Source organism: Salibaculum griseiflavum, assembly GCF_003129565.1.
Lineage (GTDB): Bacteria > Pseudomonadota > Alphaproteobacteria > Rhodobacterales > Rhodobacteraceae > Salibaculum > Salibaculum griseiflavum.
Map to the genome: position 1 here is coordinate 34,324 of NZ_QETF01000001.1, position 15,651 is coordinate 49,974.

A 15,651-nucleotide genomic window follows, 5' to 3' on the forward strand; every position below is an offset into this window, starting at 1 on the left:
TCATGCCAAGCCAGATCAAGGGGCCGGGGCTATTCCTCGCGCAGTTCGCAGGGGATGAGGCACCGTTTGACAGCCTTGAAAACATAACCAAATGGGCCGCGGGACTGGGCTACAAGGGCGTTCAGATCCCGACTTTCGATGGGCGCCTTTTCGACCTGGACAAGGCCGCGGAAAGCGACGCCTATTGTGACGAGGTCAAGGGTATCTGTGCCGATGCTGGGGTCGAGATCACAGAGCTTTCGACCCATCTGCAGGGCCAGCTTGTCGCGGTGAACCCCGCCTATGATGTGGCTTTCGATGCTTTCGCACCCGATACCGTTCGCGGCAATCCGAAGGCGCGGCAGGCATGGGCGGTGGACCAGGTCACGAAGGCCGCCGATGCGTCCCGCCGCCTTGGCCTCGATCACACGGTCAGCTTCTCGGGGTCGCTCGCCTTTCCCTTCCTCTACCCTTGGCCGCAACGTCCCGATGGCCTGATCGAAGAGGCCTTCGATGAGTTGGCCCGGCGCTGGCTGCCGATCTTCGACCACTACAAGGACAAGGGCGTCGATATCGGCTTCGAACTGCATCCGGGCGAAGACCTGTTCGACGGCGCCACATGGGAGATGTTCCTGGATCGCGTGAACGAGCACGAGGCGGCGAAGATCAACTATGACCCCAGCCATTTCCTGCTCCAGGGGTTGGATTACCTGGCGTTCATCGACCTCTACCATGATCGGATCAACGCCTTTCACGTCAAGGATGCGGAGTTCAATCCCGACGGTCGGCAGGGCGTCTATTCGGGCTACCAACCCTGGACCCAGCGCGCAGGCCGTTTCCGGAGCCTTGGCGATGGCCAAGTCGATTTCGCGGGCATCTTCAGCAAGCTCACCCAGTATGGCTATGACAGCTGGGCGGTTCTGGAATGGGAATGCTGCATCAAGTCCGCGCAACAGGGCGCGGCCGAAGGGGCACCCTTCATTGCCGCGCATATGATCGAGCCGCCCGAGAAAGCCTTTGACGATTTCGCAGGCGGCGACCGTGACGAAGCCGCGATCAAGGGGATGCTGGGCCTATGACTCGATTGAAACTTGGAATGGTCGGCGGCGGCCAAGGCGCCTTTATCGGCGGTGTGCATCGCATCGCGTCCCGCATTGATGGTCGGTTCGAACTTGTGGCCGGGGCGCTGTCCTCCAATCCCGAACGTGCCGCGGCCAGCGCCGCCGAACTGGGAATTGCGCCCGAGCGCAGCTATGCCAGCTATGAGGAAATGGCACAGCAGGAAGCTGCCCGTGAAGACGGGATAGACGCGGTTTCCATCGTGACGCCGAACCACATGCATGCGGGTCCGGCCATCGCGTTCCTGCAGGCTGGAATCCATGTGATCTGCGACAAGCCGCTGGCGGCCACACCAGAGCAGGCCGACGAGATCGCAAAGGCGGTCAAGGAGACCGGAGCGCATTTTGTCCTGACTCACAACTACACCGGCTACCCGCTCATCCGGCACGCGCGGAAGCTGGTGGCCGAAGGGGCGCTGGGCGAGTTGCGCATCGTGCAGGTCGAATACGCGCAGGACTGGTTGACCGAGCCGCCGGAGCCCGACAACAAGCAGGCCGCTTGGCGCACCGATCCCAAGCAGGCCGGTGCCGGGGCGATCGGGGATATCGGCACCCATGCCTTCAACCTTTTGTCTTTCGTGAGCGGGCTCAAGACCGAGGCCCTGTCGGCGGAGCTGCACAGTTTCGCGGCGGGGCGGCAGGTCGATGACAATGCCCATATCCTGCTGCGAATGGAGCAGGGCGCGCGTGGCATGGTTTGGGCCAGCCAGGTCGCGGTGGGCTGTGAGAACGGGCTGCGCCTGCGCATCTATGGTGACAAGGGCGGCATCGAATGGGCGCAGGAAAACCCCAATGCCATGACCTTCACCCGGTTCGGTGAACCCAAGCAGATCCTGACCCGTGGCGGGGCGGGCACCAGCCCCGACGGCACCCGTGTGCCGCCCGGCCACCCAGAGGGCTACCTCGAAGGCTTTGCAACGCTCTACAACGAGGCCGCCGACCTGATTTCGGGCACCGGAGACGGGAGCCTGTTGCCGGGGATTGCGGCCGGTCTCGATGGTATGTGGTTCATCGGGGCCTGTATCGAATCCAGCGGCAAGGACGGGGCCTGGGTTGCGCGCTAGGCCGTCAGGCGAGCAATGATCCGATCAACGATTTCCGGAACCGGGGGCGCGACGGACACACTGATCGGTGTCTCGTCCGCCCCGGGCGGTTCCAGCGTTGCGAATTGGCTGTCCAGCAGACTGACCGGCATGAAATGATCCTTGCGAGCGGACATGCGGCCTTCGATCAGGGCACGATCCGCCCGTGGATAGACCAGCTGCAAGCCCGGCACCGCGGCCCGCAACCGATCACGATAGGCGCGCCTGAGCGCAGAGCACGCCAAAACGATAGCCCCCGCATCCTGCATCGCGGCGGCGCAGGCATCCAGCCAGGGCCAGCGCATGTCGTCGGTCAGGGGAAGGCCGGCGGCCATGGCAGCCACATTCTCCTCGGGATGCAGGTCATCGGCGTCAATGAAAGCTGCGCCCAGGCGTTGAGCCAGAGCCGCCCCGATGGTCGACTTGCCCGACCCGGATACCCCCATGACCAGCAGCTTTGCGTCGCGCTCTTGCATGATCGGCTGTCTTTGCGCTCCAATTCGGGGAATTGATCAAGTTTCAGATTGGAGTCTAGCCATGCCCAAGTCCGACGTCGACTATGTCCCGCTGCGGTATACGGATCAATTCCTTCCCGTGACACGCCGGCGACTGAACGTAATGGGCTATCGCTATCGCAAGATCTACGAATGGGACTGTACCAAGTCGAAGGCCGACCAGCAGAAACGCGACAAATACGTCTACGTCGAGCCGGTCATCAATTTCGATCATTTCAACCCCCGGGGTCAGCCTGTCCGCCCACTCAGCCAGAAGAAATATCGCGCCGCGTGCCGGGCACTGGGTGTCCAGGATGCCAAGGGCGTGAACGATCACCTGGTCAAGGCCGCCGGCAAGCTCGGTGCGAAGATCCCCTGGGGCCAACTCTCACGGCATTTCACCGGCAAGCAAAGCGTGATCGTCTATGCCTGGGTCCATTTCCGCCTTTGGATGGCCTATCAGAAGGTTGCAACCCCCTCCGGCAAGACGCTGCCGCTTCCCTTGTTCAACCTCGGTATCCCCTATGCGGTCAGCTTCGATGTCTTCGTGACCGGCCACTGTCCCCCGTCTGAAACCAAGAGTCTTCCCAAGACTGTCGAGGCGACGACATTCCAGATCGAGGTCGAAGGGCTGGAGCCCGACGGCTTTCCCACCACATTCTGGCCGGTTCTCTCGGCCGATTACCTCTACTGGCAAGATTTCAGCCGACACGCACCATTTCCGCGTCCCGATGATGAAAAGCGCCGGGTTGCGCTGGAACGCAAGCGTCCCAAAATGCGCCCGAAGGTGCCCCCGCACCTTGCGAAGTGATCAGCGACCAGGGATGGAGCCGCGTTTTTCGCCCGCGCCTTCCCACGTTTCAAGCAATTCCACGGCCTCTTCGGCGGTTTCGACATAGCGGAACAGTTTCAAGTCCTCTTCCGAGATCGTTCCAGCTTCGGCGAGGGCCTCCCAGTTGATGATCCTCTCCCAGAATTCGCGCCCGAACAGAAGGAACGGCACCTGTTCCATGCGCCCGGTCTGGATCAGGGTCAGGCTTTCGAACATTTCGTCCATGGTGCCGAACCCGCCCGGAAAGATGCAGACCGCCTTGGCGCGCATCAGGAAATGCATCTTGCGAATGGCGAAATAGTGGAAGTTGAAGCACAGGTCCGGTGTGACGTATTCGTTGGGTGCCTGTTCGTGGGGCAGAACGATGTTCAGCCCGATGGACTTGCCCCCTGCATCCGCAGCCCCGCGATTGCCTGCCTCCATCACACCCGGGCCGCCACCGGTCACGATGACATTTTCCAGCCCGCCATTGGCAACCGATCGTTCTGTCATCAACCGAGCGAAAGTGCGCGCCTCCTCATAATACTTGGACAGGTCCGCCAGCGTCCTGGTCCGTGCCGCATCCTTGTTGGCCGGTTCGGGGATGCGGGCACCGCCGAACAGGACGATGGTGGAATTGACCCCGGCCTCGTTCATCAGCAATTCGGGTTTGAGCAGCTCCAATTGCAGCCGCACCGGGCGCAGTTCGTCCCGGCACAAGAACTCGTAGTCATCAAAGGCCAACCGATAGGTTGATGAAAGCGCCTGCGGTGTTTGCGGAATATGCGTCGCGGCTTCCCTGTCTTCCTGACTGTCGCGGAAGGGGTGGCGTCTATTGTCGTCTTTCATGCCCGGCTCCTCGATAACACTTTGGGTTTTGATGGCAGGCTTCGTCGATGATGTCCAATGACAGGACCGCGACAGGCCGAGACGGTGATTGCTCAATACGTCGCCACAGGCTATTTGCGCACGAAACCCGTAAATGTATCGGAGACACCCTATGTCCAACGCCCAGCTTGAAACCGCCATCGAAGCCGCCTGGGAAACCCGCGACCAGATCACGTCCAGCACCGGCGGGGAAACCCGCGAGGCGATCGAGGATACGCTGAACGCGCTGGACAGCGGCAAGCTGCGCGTGGCGGAGCGGCAGGAAAACGGCGACTGGCACGTCAACCAGTGGGCCAAGAAGGCCGTGCTGCTGGGCTTCCGCATCAAGGATATGGAATTGCAAGACGGCGGCCCGCAGGGTGCCGGCTGGTGGGACAAGGTCGACAGCAAGTTCAAAGGATGGGGCGATGCCGAATGGAAGGCCGCGGGCTTCCGCGCCGTTCCCAATTGCGTCGTGCGCAAGTCGGCCTATATCGCTCCCGGCGTGGTGCTGATGCCCAGTTTCGTGAACCTAGGCGCTTATGTGGACGAGGGCACCATGGTCGACACCTGGGCCACCGTGGGCAGCTGCGCGCAGATCGGCAAGAACGTCCACCTTTCGGGCGGCGTCGGCATTGGTGGCGTGCTGGAACCCATGCAAGCCGGTCCGACCATCATCGAGGACAATTGCTTCATCGGGGCGCGCTCCGAGGTGGTCGAAGGCTGCATCGTCCGCGAAGGGTCGGTGCTGGGCATGGGCGTCTTCATCGGCAAGTCCACCAAGATCGTCGACCGCGAAACCGGCGAGGTCATGTATGGCGAAGTGCCGCCCTACTCGGTGGTCGTTGCAGGTTCGATGCCCACCAAGAACAACCTCAACCTCTATTGCGCTGTTATCGTGAAGCGTGTGGATGAAAAGACCCGGTCGAAGACCGGTATCAACGAGCTGCTGCGCGACTGATGATCCTCAGCCGGACCCTTGCCAAGCGCCGCATTGCGCGGGGCGAGCGGCCCGGCTGGTTCGCCGCCTGGGGCCCGGTCCTGGGGGATGCGCTGGCCCTTGCGGCGGTCTTCGCACTGCTCTGGTCGCCCCTGCTGACGGCAATTTACGTGATGCAGTTGTCAAACGTGGTTACCGCCCTGATCTTCTTCGTGGTGTTCTTCGTGCCTACACAGGTTGTGCTGATACTCTCTTCACTCTGGGCTGCGCGGTCGCGCTGGCAGGACAAGGAAACCGAAAATGGCTAAGCAGAAGCCCAGCAAGCAGCAGGTCTACACTTTGGTCGTTCAGGTCGGGCGCCATGCGGATGATGGCCTGCCCGAGGGCAGCACCGGCGCGGCCCTGATGTGCTATGCCAGCGGTGTGGACGAGGCCGAAGCTGTGCGTGAAACCGTGGCGATCCTCAAGCAGGCCGATCTGGCGCCACTCGATGTCAGCGGCTACGGCACATTGGCCGAGCGCGAGGCCGAGGGTCACGAGATCGAACCCGATGAGCGCGAATTGATGCAGCGCGCGCTGGATGAAAACAGTGTCGTCGTCGCCCAGATGACCCCGTTCTTCGGCGACCAGGATCAGCCGTAGCGGGCCTCTTCGAGCGTCAATGCCTCGTAGTCGCGCAGGACCGGCACGCCAAAGCCCGTCACCGCGGGCCATTCTTCACGATCAAGCCCCGACAGGACAGAATGGCGCACCAACCGCGTGTCGCTGAACAGTGGCTGCGCATCGAAGCATTCCACGGCAGCGCCGTTGGCGATGATCTCGGCGGGGCGATCCAGCAGCAGCTGCCGATAGGTGATGACCGGTGTCCGGGGGGCGGCGGGTTCCACAGAATGCCGGTCAGACAGGTGCCGAACGGCGGCGCTGACCCGTTCCTGGCCAAACAGGTATTCGATCTCTGTGCCGGACAGCAGAAGCCGCTGATCGGGGGCCAGAACCAGGTCCTCGGTCAGCCCATGATAGGGGGCCCGCATCTTCAACGGTGTGAACCGGCCCGTCGCCGGAAGCGTAACCGACCCGGCCCAGCGGATTTCGCGGGCCTTGCCCTCGGCATCCAGCACCTGATCCCCGGCGCGCAGGGTTTGTAGGGGTCGTGCGCCGGACGGGGTGGCGATCCATGCCTCGGGGTCCAGCCCGGGCATCGGGCCGGTTGGGCAGATGCCCTCGGCCATGGCGAAAAAGGTAACGGAATCGGCTTGGCGGCATGCCGTTTCGTCGAGCACCATGCGCCGGATATCCCGCAGCATCAGCGGGAACGGACCGGGCACGCTTGTCTGCCAGAGGCAGCCTGTATCAGGGACGAAAGCGCTCATGACCCCGGTGCGTCCCGGCCCGTCCCAACCGAAGGTCAGGATCACCGTTTCAGAGCGGGTCGCCAGTTCGGTCCGCAGCGCGACCGACAATTGCCGCGGGCCAAGCCGCATCAGAAGCCGCAGCGTCCCGTCCGGTTCCTGAACCAGCGAAAGGCTCGAGGGCCACGGATCGAGGACCGAATACCGGATCAGGTTCACCGGGCGGCTTGTGGGGACAAGGTCGATCTCGGCCAGCAGCGATCCACGGGTGATCAATCCATCGTCCTGCAGCGCGGTGGCCAAGGGGTCTTGGCCAAGGCCGCGAGGGTCGAACTCCCGCTCGTATCTTTGCCTGAGTCCGAGCCAGCGCATCCTGATCACGCGATCCGTTTCAGGAGCACCGATGTCTCGCGCGTGTTCAGCATTGGCCGGGCGGCCGGGCCATAGCCGGGTGCTGGTGAAGATGCGGAGAGTTCCGGAAACAGCATGGTCAGTTCCGCGATAATGTCGCCTTCCATCGCGGACAGGATATGTGGGCCGGGCAGGAAACTTTCCGTTGGCAGGCCTTCGGCCCAGATGATCTGGTGCCGGTCGAACAACAGGTGCAGATAGGTCACGCTGCCACCCTCGATGCGCCGGATGGTCTGATCGTTCACAAGGTCCTTTGCCCTGACCAGAACTTCGGGTGCGTCGAACATCAGCTCGGCATAGGCATCACGCAGCAGGATCCGATGCTGCGGTGACAACATCAGGGCACGATGGTCGCCCAGCGCCCCGGCCCGAAATGCGATCGGGGCCATGGCACCCGTTGCCGGAACCGTCCGTTGACCGATCCAGCGAATGGGCTGGGGGCCCTGGTCCTCGGTCAGGACCATATCGCCGACCTCCAGCGTTTCGATGGCGCGCGGGCCCTTGTCTGTCTCGATCAGGGTGCCGGCGACGAAACAGGGAATCGTCTCGGCCGTGACGAACCCGACATCGGTCTCCAGCACGTTGCCGCCACCATCGGTCGCGGCGACCTCGTAGGTGAAGCTGATCGTGTCGTTGTCGGTATCGGTCTGGAGGTCGATCGTGCCATCGGCGTTCAGGGTCACCACCTGGCCGGTGGTCAGTGTGACGCTGTCGCCCGCGGAAACGGCGATGCCGTTGATATGGGTGATCGTCAGCGTGCCCCCGGTTGCGTTCAGATCGTTGTCCAGCAGATCGACCGTCTTGGTGGTGCCTTCCTGGAGGGTGACCGCGTCGTCCATCGCGACAAGATCTGTCTGTATGCTGTCGCCCGCGATCAACAGACTGGAATCATAAGAGCTGTCGCTGACATCAGCGATACCGATCTTGATCGAGTTGACGACATCCGGATTGACCGGGATGGTCAGCGTCATGGTGACGGTGAACCCGTCCATCTCGGTGTTGTAGGCGTCGCCTGTATTGTCGTTATAGAGGTTGATGTTCTCGTTCTGGTTCACGCCGCCGACGGCGGTCGCGGTGTTGGTCACCGAGAGCGGAACGTGCTGGCCGTTGATCCAGACGCCGACCATGTCATTGTAGACGCTGTTCGAGTATTCCGGGTATTCATCCGAGGCAAAGACGAATTGCATCGTCATCGTGTCGCCTTCGGGGATGAAATCGACCTCAAGGAACGAAGCATCATACGTGCTGGTCCCGGCGATGTCGTTGAAATCTGAATCGTTGTTCGGCCCGCCGGAATTGTAGCTTCGGGCATTCGACTGGTTGGACGAGCCCCAGCTGTTCGTGAACCAGCTGGCCACGCCGGTGGAAAGGATCACGCCGGTATCGCCGGGTGTGACGCCCGGGGCGATGCTGTCACCGCCAGAATAGATCGCAGAGGAATAGCTGGACCCGGAATAGCTGGCCCCGACGACGGTGACCCCGTCACCGAAGATGGTTTCGGCCATCTGCGTGGCATTTGCCGAGGTGTCGTAGTTCAATTCGGATGCTGCAACCATACTCTGCCCCACGTTACGCAAGGACAGGTCCAACGGACCGATCATGGTGGAAAACCACATATGGTGGCACCATGCTATGAATATGCCCTATCTTGGGCCGCTCGATCGTTGACCTGCCTCAGGTCTTTGTTATTGAGATGAGCATAGGTGGAAAGCGTGAAAAATTTGAGACAAATAAGCCGTTTATGGCCGACAGCTCATCCAGGTTGTAGCGCGGGAGCCACAGCCCGGCCGGGCGGATGGAACGGAAGGAAGGCGATAGATGGCCGTTGATCCTGTAACCCTGACCAGGGACCTTGTCCGCTGCCCGACGGTGACCCCAGAAGAGGGCGGCGCCCTCGTCCTGCTCGAGGCGTTGCTGGCCGGCGCGGGTTTCGAGACGGCCCGGGCGGACCGGAACGGCGTGCCGAACCTGTTCGCTCGCTGGGGGCAAAAGAATGCGACCCGGACCTTCGGCTTCAACGGGCATACCGATGTGGTTCCGGTGGGCGACATCGCGGATTGGAGCGTCGATCCCTTCGGCGCCGAGATACGCGACGGGATTCTCTATGGCCGCGGTGCGACGGACATGAAATCGGGTGTAGCCGCCTTTGCCGCTGCGGCCGTGGATTTCGTGACCGAGACCCCACCGGATGGCGCGGTGATCCTGGCGATCACCGGTGACGAGGAAGGGCCGGGCCGGGACGGTACGCGGGCCTTGCTGGACTGGATGGATGAGAATGGCGAGCGCATGGATGTCTGCCTGGTCGGCGAACCCACATGCCCCGAAACCCTCGGCGACATGATCAAGATCGGCCGGCGCGGTTCGATGAGTGCCTGGATTACCGTGACCGGCAAGCAGGGCCATTCCGCCTATCCGCACCGGGCCAGGAACCCGCTGCCCGCCATGGCGCGCCTGATGGATCGCCTGGCCGGTCAGGAGCTGGACCAGGGCACCGCGCATTTCGACCCCTCGACCCTTGCCGTCGTATCCATCGAGACCGGCAACAGCGCCACGAACGTGATCCCCGCATCGTGCCGGGGGATCGTGAATATCCGGTTCAACGACAGCCATAGCGGCGCCTCGCTGAGCGACTGGCTGCGCAAGGAAGCGGCGGAGGTGGCCGGGGAATTCGGTGTCGAGATCGAGATGGAGATCAAGATTTCCGGCGAGAGCTTCCTGACCCCGCCGGGTGACCTTTCGGCGCTGGTCAGCCGCGCGGTGCAAACGGAAACCAACCGGGTGCCGGAGTTGTCGACCACCGGCGGCACGTCGGATGCACGTTTCGTCAAGGATCATTGCCCCGTGGTAGAGTTCGGGTTGGTAGGAAAGACCATGCACCAGGTCGATGAATGCGTGCCTGTGGACGAGATCATACGGCTGAAAGCGATCTATGGGCGCATCCTGCGGGACTATTTCGGCTGAGCCGTTGCAAACGGTGTGGCTGTGCCACGCTTTCCAGATTGAATGAGGGGGCGCTGCCCCCTCAAACTCCCCCGCGGTATTTCTGACCCAAAGAAGACAATGGGCCTGCCGTGCGGTGATCCGACGTGCTAGGCGTTGGGCATGGCACGTATTCCTTCCAAGTCCGAAATCCTCGACTGGATTTCCGAGAACCCGACCCAGACTTCCAAGCGCGACATCGCCAAGGCATTCGGCATCAAGGGGGCCGACCGGATCGACCTCAAGCGCATTTTGAAGGAGCTGGAGGACGAGGGCGTCTTGCGCAAAAGCAAGAAGAGCTATCGAGACCCTGAAAAATTGCCCCCGGTCAGCGTGTTGCAGGTTCTGGGGCCGGATTCTGATGGCGACCTGATGGCGCGGCCGATGGAATGGGGCGGGGACGGGCCCGAACCTGGGATTCTGCTGGTGCCGCGCGCCAGCGACCCGGCGCTGGGCGAGGGCGACCGTATCCTGGCGCGGCTGACCGAGGTGAAGGGTGAGGCGCACGCCTACGAGGCGCGTTTGATCCGGCGGATCGGCACCAACCCCCTGCGAATCCTGGGCGTCTTTTCCGCGCGTAGCGAAGGTGGGCGGATCAAGCCCGTGGAAAAGGGCAGCGACAAGGAATGGCTGGTGCCCGAGGGGCTGTCGGGCGGGGCCAAGGATGGCGAGCTGGTCGAGGCCGAACAGGCCGGGCCAAAGAACCGGATGGGGCTGCCCAAGGCGCGGGTGATCTCGCGGTTGGGTGATCCGACTGCACCGCGCGCGGTCAGCCTGATCGCCATTCACCAGCATGGTATCCCGGACCGGTTTCCCGATGAGGTGATCGAAGAGGCGGACAAGCAGAAGCCAGCGGGCCTCAAGGGGCGCGAGGACCTGCGCGATCTGCCTCTGATCACCATAGACCCGAGCGATGCGCGCGACCATGACGACGCTTGCTGCGCCATCCCCGATGAGGATCCGAAGAACGAGGGCGGGCATCTGCTGTGGGTCGCGATTGCGGACGTCGCCCATTATGTCCGGCCGGGGTCTGCGCTGGATCGCGAGGCGCGCAAGCGCGGCAACTCCACCTATTTCCCCGACCGGGTGGTGCCGATGCTGCCGGACCGCCTGTCCGGGGATCTGTGTTCCCTGCACGAGGGTGTGCCGCGCGCCTGCATCGCGGTCGAGATGAAGATCGACCCCAAGGGCAGGAAGCTGTCGCATCGGTTTGTGCGCGGATTGATGAAGTCACCGGCCTCGCTCAATTATGTCGAGGTTCAGGCCGGGATGGACGGCAGTCCCAACGACAAGGTCGCGCCCTTGATGGAGGACGTGATCCGTCCGCTTTTCGCCTGCTATGACAGCCTGGTGAAGGCGCGGGCGGAACGGCAGCCGCTGGAGCTGGACCTGCCCGAGCGACAGATCGTCATCGACGACGCCGGCAAGGTCACCGAGGTGGCCTTCAAGGACCGACTGGATGCGCACCGGTTGATCGAGGAGTTCATGGTGCTGGCCAACGTGGCCGCCGCCGAGACCCTGATCGCCAAGCGCCAGCCATTGCTGTTCCGGGTGCACGAGGAGCCCAGCCCCGAAAAGCTGGACACCTTGCGCGAGGTTGCGGGAGCCAGCGGGTTCACGCTGGCCAAGGGGCAGGTCTTGAAGACGGCGCATCTGAACCGCCTTCTGGAACAGGCTGCCGAGACCGAGACCAACGAGCTGATCAACATGGCCACGCTGCGGTCCATGACGCAGGCCTATTACAACCCCGAGAATTTCGGCCATTTCGGGCTGGCGCTTAAGGCCTATGCGCATTTCACCTCGCCGATCCGGCGCTATTCGGACCTGATCGTGCATCGGGCGTTGATCCGCGCCCATGGCTGGGGCGACGATGGCCTGAGTCCACAGGACATCGAGGACCTGGACAGCACCGCCGAGCATATCAGCGATACCGAACGCCGGTCGATGATGGCTGAACGCGATACGACCGATCGCTATCTTGCGGCCTATCTCAATGATCGGGTCGGGTCGGAATTCACGGGGCGGATCAGTGGCATCGCCCGGTTCGGGGTTTTCGTGAAGCTGGACGAGACCGGGGCCGACGCGATGATTCCCATGCGCAATCTGGGTGCCGAGTATTTCCACTATGACTGCGAAACCCAGACCCTGATGGGGGCGGATACCGGCAAGGTGATCGGCATGGGGCAGCGTGCGGTGGTCAAGCTCAACGAGGCCGCGCCGGTCACTGGCGGGCTTATCGTTGAACTGGTTTCGCTGGAGGGAAAGACCGTTCGGCACGGACCGAAATCCGGGCGCGGCAAGCCCCCTCGCCGCAAGCAAGCCAAGGCACGGAAGAAGGCCACCAAGACCGCGCGCAAGGTCAAGCGCACGCGGCAGAGCAAGCGCTAACCCCGAGGGCGGAGCGCCATCATCAGGTAGGTGTTGTTGGCGGAGAATACGGCGCTGGTTCGGGTCTGTTCCATCAGGCGCTGATGCAGGCGCGCGCGTCTGCGGTCATTCAGGAACAGCCGAACAAGGCGGTTCAGGGCCCAGCGGGAGCGGGGTCGTTTTTCCTGCAACTCGTCATCCACGCGGGTGATGGCATGGCCGAGAATATTGTAGAGGCCCTGTTCCACATCGACAGAGGGCGCCACGGCTTCGGTGATGTCGATTTCGCCCAGAACCTCAAGGTCCAGGTCGGAAACAGTCTGACGAAAGGCCTCGATCGGGTGACCACCGCCAACGGTTGCCCGCACCCGGTCGCGCCTGTAGCCTTCACTCCGGAAGCAATCGGCCAGCACGATCCGACCGCCGGGTGCCAAAAGACCCTGTGCCTTGGACAGGCCGGTATCCAGCGGGATGTATTGGAAGCTTTCCGAGAACAGGCAGATGTCGAACCGGGTCTCGCTGGTGAAGCCCTCGAAGCCGGTTTCATGCACCTTGGCCTGCGGGGCGTTTTCCCGGCAGCGCTGGGCCAGGAAGGGCGACGGGATCACGATCTCGACCTCGTGGCCCCGTTCGATCAGCTTGCGGGCAGTTTCGCCCGCGCCGCCGCCAATATCGAGGATCCGGCAGGGCGTATCCGGCAGGTAGGTAAACAGACGGTCGGTATAGGCTACCTGCGCCGGGCCGACATTGGCCGCCGTGACCTCAAGCCCGGTCCAGTCGCCGTAATGCAGGTTCTCCTTTCCGGTCAGCCACTTGGAGAACGACAGGCCCACATCGAGGCCGATGGAGCGGGTATCGAGTTTGGTCTTTGCCATGGAACGGGTCATACGGGCGCGCAGCCCACCCGCGCAAGCGATAGTTTCAGCGCAGCGGCTTTGGCTCGCAGGGGCCGCCGCGCATGCAGGCCTCGACCGTCGCCACGATCTCGGGGGCGGGGTCGGTGAAAACCTCGGTGTAACAGGGATCGACCGTGATCTCGTAGCCGCCCGCGACACGCTTGGCAAAAGCCAGGACGCGCGTCCCCGGCTCCAGGTTGCCACACCAGGAAGCCATGCAGGACAGGACAAGCCCGATGTCCCGATCCGGGATCGGGGCGAAGCCGTCGGCACCCAGCGCCGAACCCGAGAACCGGGCGGTGCGCGTTACCGGGTCTGGGTTCGGGTCGAACCCCGAGGGCCTTGAGACCGGCGCGAAATCGAGCGTCCCGAGAAACGCCGAATAGGTATCCTCGGAGTCGGAGGCCCAGTTGAAGGTGCGTGCCGCGTCCGGTGGCATACATGACAGGGACCAGGCCGGTCCGCCTGTCAGCGCGGTGGCGAGCACCATGGCAATGAGGCTGTTTCTCAAATCAGGTCTCCGAACTCGTCCAGAACGCGGGCATAAACATCCCGCTTGAACGCGACGATATTTGCAAGCAGGTCTTGCGGGTCGGACCATTTCCAGCGGGAAAACTCCGGGTGGGGCGTGTCGATCCGCACCTGATCATCCGTCCCGAGGAAGCGCATCAGGAACCATTTCTGCTTCTGGCCGCGGTAGCGCCCGCCCCAGCGCTTGGCGACGATGTCGATGGGCAGGTCATATGGAATCCATCCCTCGGTCTCGGCGTCGATCTGGACCAATTCGGGAGGGACCCCGGTTTCTTCCTGCAATTCGCGCAGGGCGGCGGCCTGGGCATCTTCGCCCTCGTCAACGCCGCCCTGCGGCATCTGCCAGGCCGGTTCGGGCCAGTCGATGCGCTGGCCCACGAACACGCGACCCTGCGGGTTGACCAACATCACCCCGACGCAGGGGCGATAGGGCAGCGCCGCGATCTGCTCGGGGGTCATCGCCTAGTCCGCCTCGGATCCGAGGGCGGAGAGACCCTTGAGGATGTCGATGGCATAAGCCAACTGGTAGTCCTGTTCGCGCAGTTGTGCGGAGTCCTCGGCGCGGGCGCGATCCTCTTCGATCTGTCGGATCTCGTCCTCGGTCAGGCTGTCATTGTTCAACGCGCCACGCAGGTCGGATTCCGACCGGAACTGCGGTGTTTCTTCTTCCGTCTCCGGTTCGGCGTTCGGATCGCGCCGGGGTTGCTGGACGATGATGTCGGGCGAGATACCGAGCGACTGGATCGACCGGCCCGAGGGCGTGTAATAGCGCGCCGTGGTCAGACGCATCGCGCTGTCGCCGCGCAACGGCATGACCGTCTGGACGGACCCTTTGCCGAAGGACTTGGTGCCGACGACGATGGCGCGGCGATGATCCTGCAACGCGCCGGCCACGATCTCGGACGCCGAGGCCGATCCGCCATTGATCAGAACGACAATCGGTTTCCCCTCGGCCAGGTCGCCGGCGCGAGCGTTCCAGCGCTGGCCATCGGCGGCGGTGCGGCCACGGGTCGAAACGATCTCGCCGGCGTCGAGGAAAGCATCGGACACGGCGATGGCCTGGTTCAGCAACCCGCCTGGATTGTTGCGCAGGTCGATGACGAAGCCGTTGACATTCTCCATGCCGCCGGCTTCCTCGACCTGTTCGGCCAGTTGTTCTTCCAGGCTGGGATAGGTTTGGTCAGAGAAGGTGACGACCCGCAGCACCACCGTTTCACCCTCGATGCGGCTGCGCACCGCGGTCAGCGTGATCGTATCGCGCACGATCGAGACTTCGAACGGCTGCTCCATTCCCTCGCGCACCACGGTAATCGTGATCTCTGACCCGACAGGCCCCCGCATCATCTCGACCGCTTCGTCGAGCGTCAGGCCAAGAAGGTTTTCCCCATCCACGGCGGTGATGAAATCGCCTGCCTCGATCCCGGCGGCATCTGCGGGTGTGCCGTCGATGGGCGACACCACTTTCACGAAGCCCTCTTCCTGCGTCACCTCGATGCCCAGCCCTCCGAATTCGCCTCGGGTCTGTTCACGCATATCGGCCGCGTCCTCGGGCGACAGGTAGCTGGAATGCGGATCGAGTGAACTGAGCATGCCGTCGATGGCGGCCTCGATGAGTTCGGATTCGTTGGCCTCCTCGACATATTGCGAGCGGATGCGCTCGAACACGTCGCCGAACAGGTCCAGCTGCTCGTAGACGCTGGCATTGTTCTGGGCTTCCTGCGCGATCAGGGGGCCGGCGATCTGCGTGGTTGCGACCGCGCCCAGCAGGATGCCGCCCGATGCGGCCATTGCGAATTTCTTCATGTCGTTCCTCATGTCATTGCGGGC

The 15,651-nt window shown here is 63.0% G+C and carries 16 protein-coding genes; 8 read left to right on the forward strand and 8 right to left on the reverse strand.

The window, feature by feature from the left end; translation table 11 throughout:
* Window positions 1-2 precede the first annotated feature (2 nt).
* Both DFK10_RS00165 and DFK10_RS00170 read left to right on the forward strand, forming a co-directional pair.
* Window positions 3-1,058, forward strand: coding sequence for a sugar phosphate isomerase/epimerase family protein (locus DFK10_RS00165; protein WP_109385371.1), 1,056 nt, complete (start codon window positions 3-5; stop codon window positions 1,056-1,058).
* Window positions 1,055-2,161: a Gfo/Idh/MocA family protein gene (locus DFK10_RS00170; RefSeq protein WP_235866727.1), complete on the forward strand. Its 1,107-nt coding sequence runs from the start codon at window positions 1,055-1,057 to the stop codon at window positions 2,159-2,161. The genes DFK10_RS00165 and DFK10_RS00170 overlap by 4 nt, the downstream gene beginning before the upstream one ends.
* On the opposite strand, the gene DFK10_RS00175 is transcribed toward DFK10_RS00170, so the two are convergent.
* Complete coding sequence (locus DFK10_RS00175) at window positions 2,158-2,655, reverse strand: gluconokinase (RefSeq protein WP_109385375.1); 498 nt, start codon at window positions 2,653-2,655, stop codon at window positions 2,158-2,160. The genes DFK10_RS00170 and DFK10_RS00175 overlap by 4 nt on opposite strands.
* A 61-nt stretch (window positions 2,656-2,716) precedes the next feature.
* On the opposite strand from DFK10_RS00175, the gene DFK10_RS00180 reads away from it, so the two are divergent.
* Window positions 2,717-3,484 carry a hypothetical protein gene (locus DFK10_RS00180; RefSeq protein ID WP_146193209.1) on the forward strand — a complete coding sequence of 256 codons (768 nt, stop codon included), beginning with the start codon at window positions 2,717-2,719 and terminating at the stop codon, window positions 3,482-3,484.
* Here DFK10_RS00180 and DFK10_RS00185 read toward each other — a convergent pair whose 3' ends face one another.
* Entirely contained in the window at window positions 3,485-4,333 is an 849-nt protein-coding gene (locus tag DFK10_RS00185) for an LOG family protein (protein WP_109385379.1), read from the reverse strand.
* 151 nt (window positions 4,334-4,484) lie between these two features.
* On the opposite strand from DFK10_RS00185, the gene dapD reads away from it, so the two are divergent.
* Genes dapD through DFK10_RS00200 form a run of 3 tightly spaced genes read left to right on the forward strand, consistent with a single transcriptional unit; the run spans window position 4,485 to window position 5,933 of the window.
* Window positions 4,485-5,312 (forward strand): 2,3,4,5-tetrahydropyridine-2,6-dicarboxylate N-succinyltransferase, encoded by an 828-nt coding sequence (gene dapD / locus DFK10_RS00190; RefSeq protein WP_109385381.1) that lies wholly within the window; start codon window positions 4,485-4,487, stop codon window positions 5,310-5,312.
* Window positions 5,312-5,599: a hypothetical protein gene (locus tag DFK10_RS00195; protein ID WP_109385383.1), complete on the forward strand. Its 288-nt coding sequence runs from the start codon at window positions 5,312-5,314 to the stop codon at window positions 5,597-5,599. Before dapD ends, DFK10_RS00195 begins: the two co-directional genes overlap by 1 nt.
* Entirely contained in the window at window positions 5,592-5,933 is a 342-nt protein-coding gene (locus DFK10_RS00200; protein ID WP_109385385.1) for a hypothetical protein, read from the forward strand. Before DFK10_RS00195 ends, DFK10_RS00200 begins: the two co-directional genes overlap by 8 nt.
* Here the strand turns inward: DFK10_RS00200 and DFK10_RS00205 are convergent.
* Entirely contained in the window at window positions 5,924-6,943 is a 1,020-nt protein-coding gene (locus tag DFK10_RS00205) for a Hint domain-containing protein (RefSeq protein WP_217810015.1), read from the reverse strand. The two genes, DFK10_RS00200 and DFK10_RS00205, sit on opposite strands and share 10 nt — an antisense overlap.
* A gap of 74 nt (window positions 6,944-7,017) precedes the next feature.
* Complete coding sequence (locus DFK10_RS00210; RefSeq protein WP_109385989.1) at window positions 7,018-8,607, reverse strand: Hint domain-containing protein; 1,590 nt, start codon at window positions 8,605-8,607, stop codon at window positions 7,018-7,020.
* A gap of 262 nt (window positions 8,608-8,869) precedes the next feature.
* Here DFK10_RS00210 and dapE point away from each other — a divergent pair, with 262 nt between their 5' ends.
* Window positions 8,870-10,012, forward strand: a complete 1,143-nt coding sequence (dapE, locus tag DFK10_RS00215; protein WP_109385389.1) for a succinyl-diaminopimelate desuccinylase — start codon at window positions 8,870-8,872, stop codon at window positions 10,010-10,012.
* 141 nt (window positions 10,013-10,153) lie between these two features.
* Window positions 10,154-12,418 carry a ribonuclease R gene (gene rnr, locus DFK10_RS00220; protein ID WP_109385391.1) on the forward strand — a complete coding sequence of 755 codons (2,265 nt, stop codon included), beginning with the start codon at window positions 10,154-10,156 and terminating at the stop codon, window positions 12,416-12,418.
* Here the strand turns inward: rnr and DFK10_RS00225 are convergent.
* Genes DFK10_RS00225 through DFK10_RS00240 form a run of 4 tightly spaced genes read right to left on the reverse strand, consistent with a single transcriptional unit; the run spans window position 12,415 to window position 15,627 of the window.
* Window positions 12,415-13,272 carry a class I SAM-dependent methyltransferase gene (locus tag DFK10_RS00225; protein ID WP_109385393.1) on the reverse strand — a complete coding sequence of 286 codons (858 nt, stop codon included), beginning with the start codon at window positions 13,270-13,272 and terminating at the stop codon, window positions 12,415-12,417. The genes rnr and DFK10_RS00225 overlap by 4 nt on opposite strands.
* Window positions 13,273-13,318: 46 nt before the next feature.
* Window positions 13,319-13,804, reverse strand: coding sequence for a hypothetical protein (locus DFK10_RS00230; RefSeq protein ID WP_146193210.1), 486 nt, complete (start codon window positions 13,802-13,804; stop codon window positions 13,319-13,321).
* Window positions 13,801-14,283, reverse strand: a complete 483-nt coding sequence (locus DFK10_RS00235) for an RNA pyrophosphohydrolase (protein ID WP_109385397.1) — start codon at window positions 14,281-14,283, stop codon at window positions 13,801-13,803. The genes DFK10_RS00230 and DFK10_RS00235 overlap by 4 nt, the downstream gene beginning before the upstream one ends.
* Window positions 14,284-14,286: 3 nt before the next feature.
* Window positions 14,287-15,627 (reverse strand): S41 family peptidase, encoded by a 1,341-nt coding sequence (locus tag DFK10_RS00240; protein WP_109385399.1) that lies wholly within the window; start codon window positions 15,625-15,627, stop codon window positions 14,287-14,289.
* Between the last annotated feature and the right edge of the window lie 24 nt (window positions 15,628-15,651).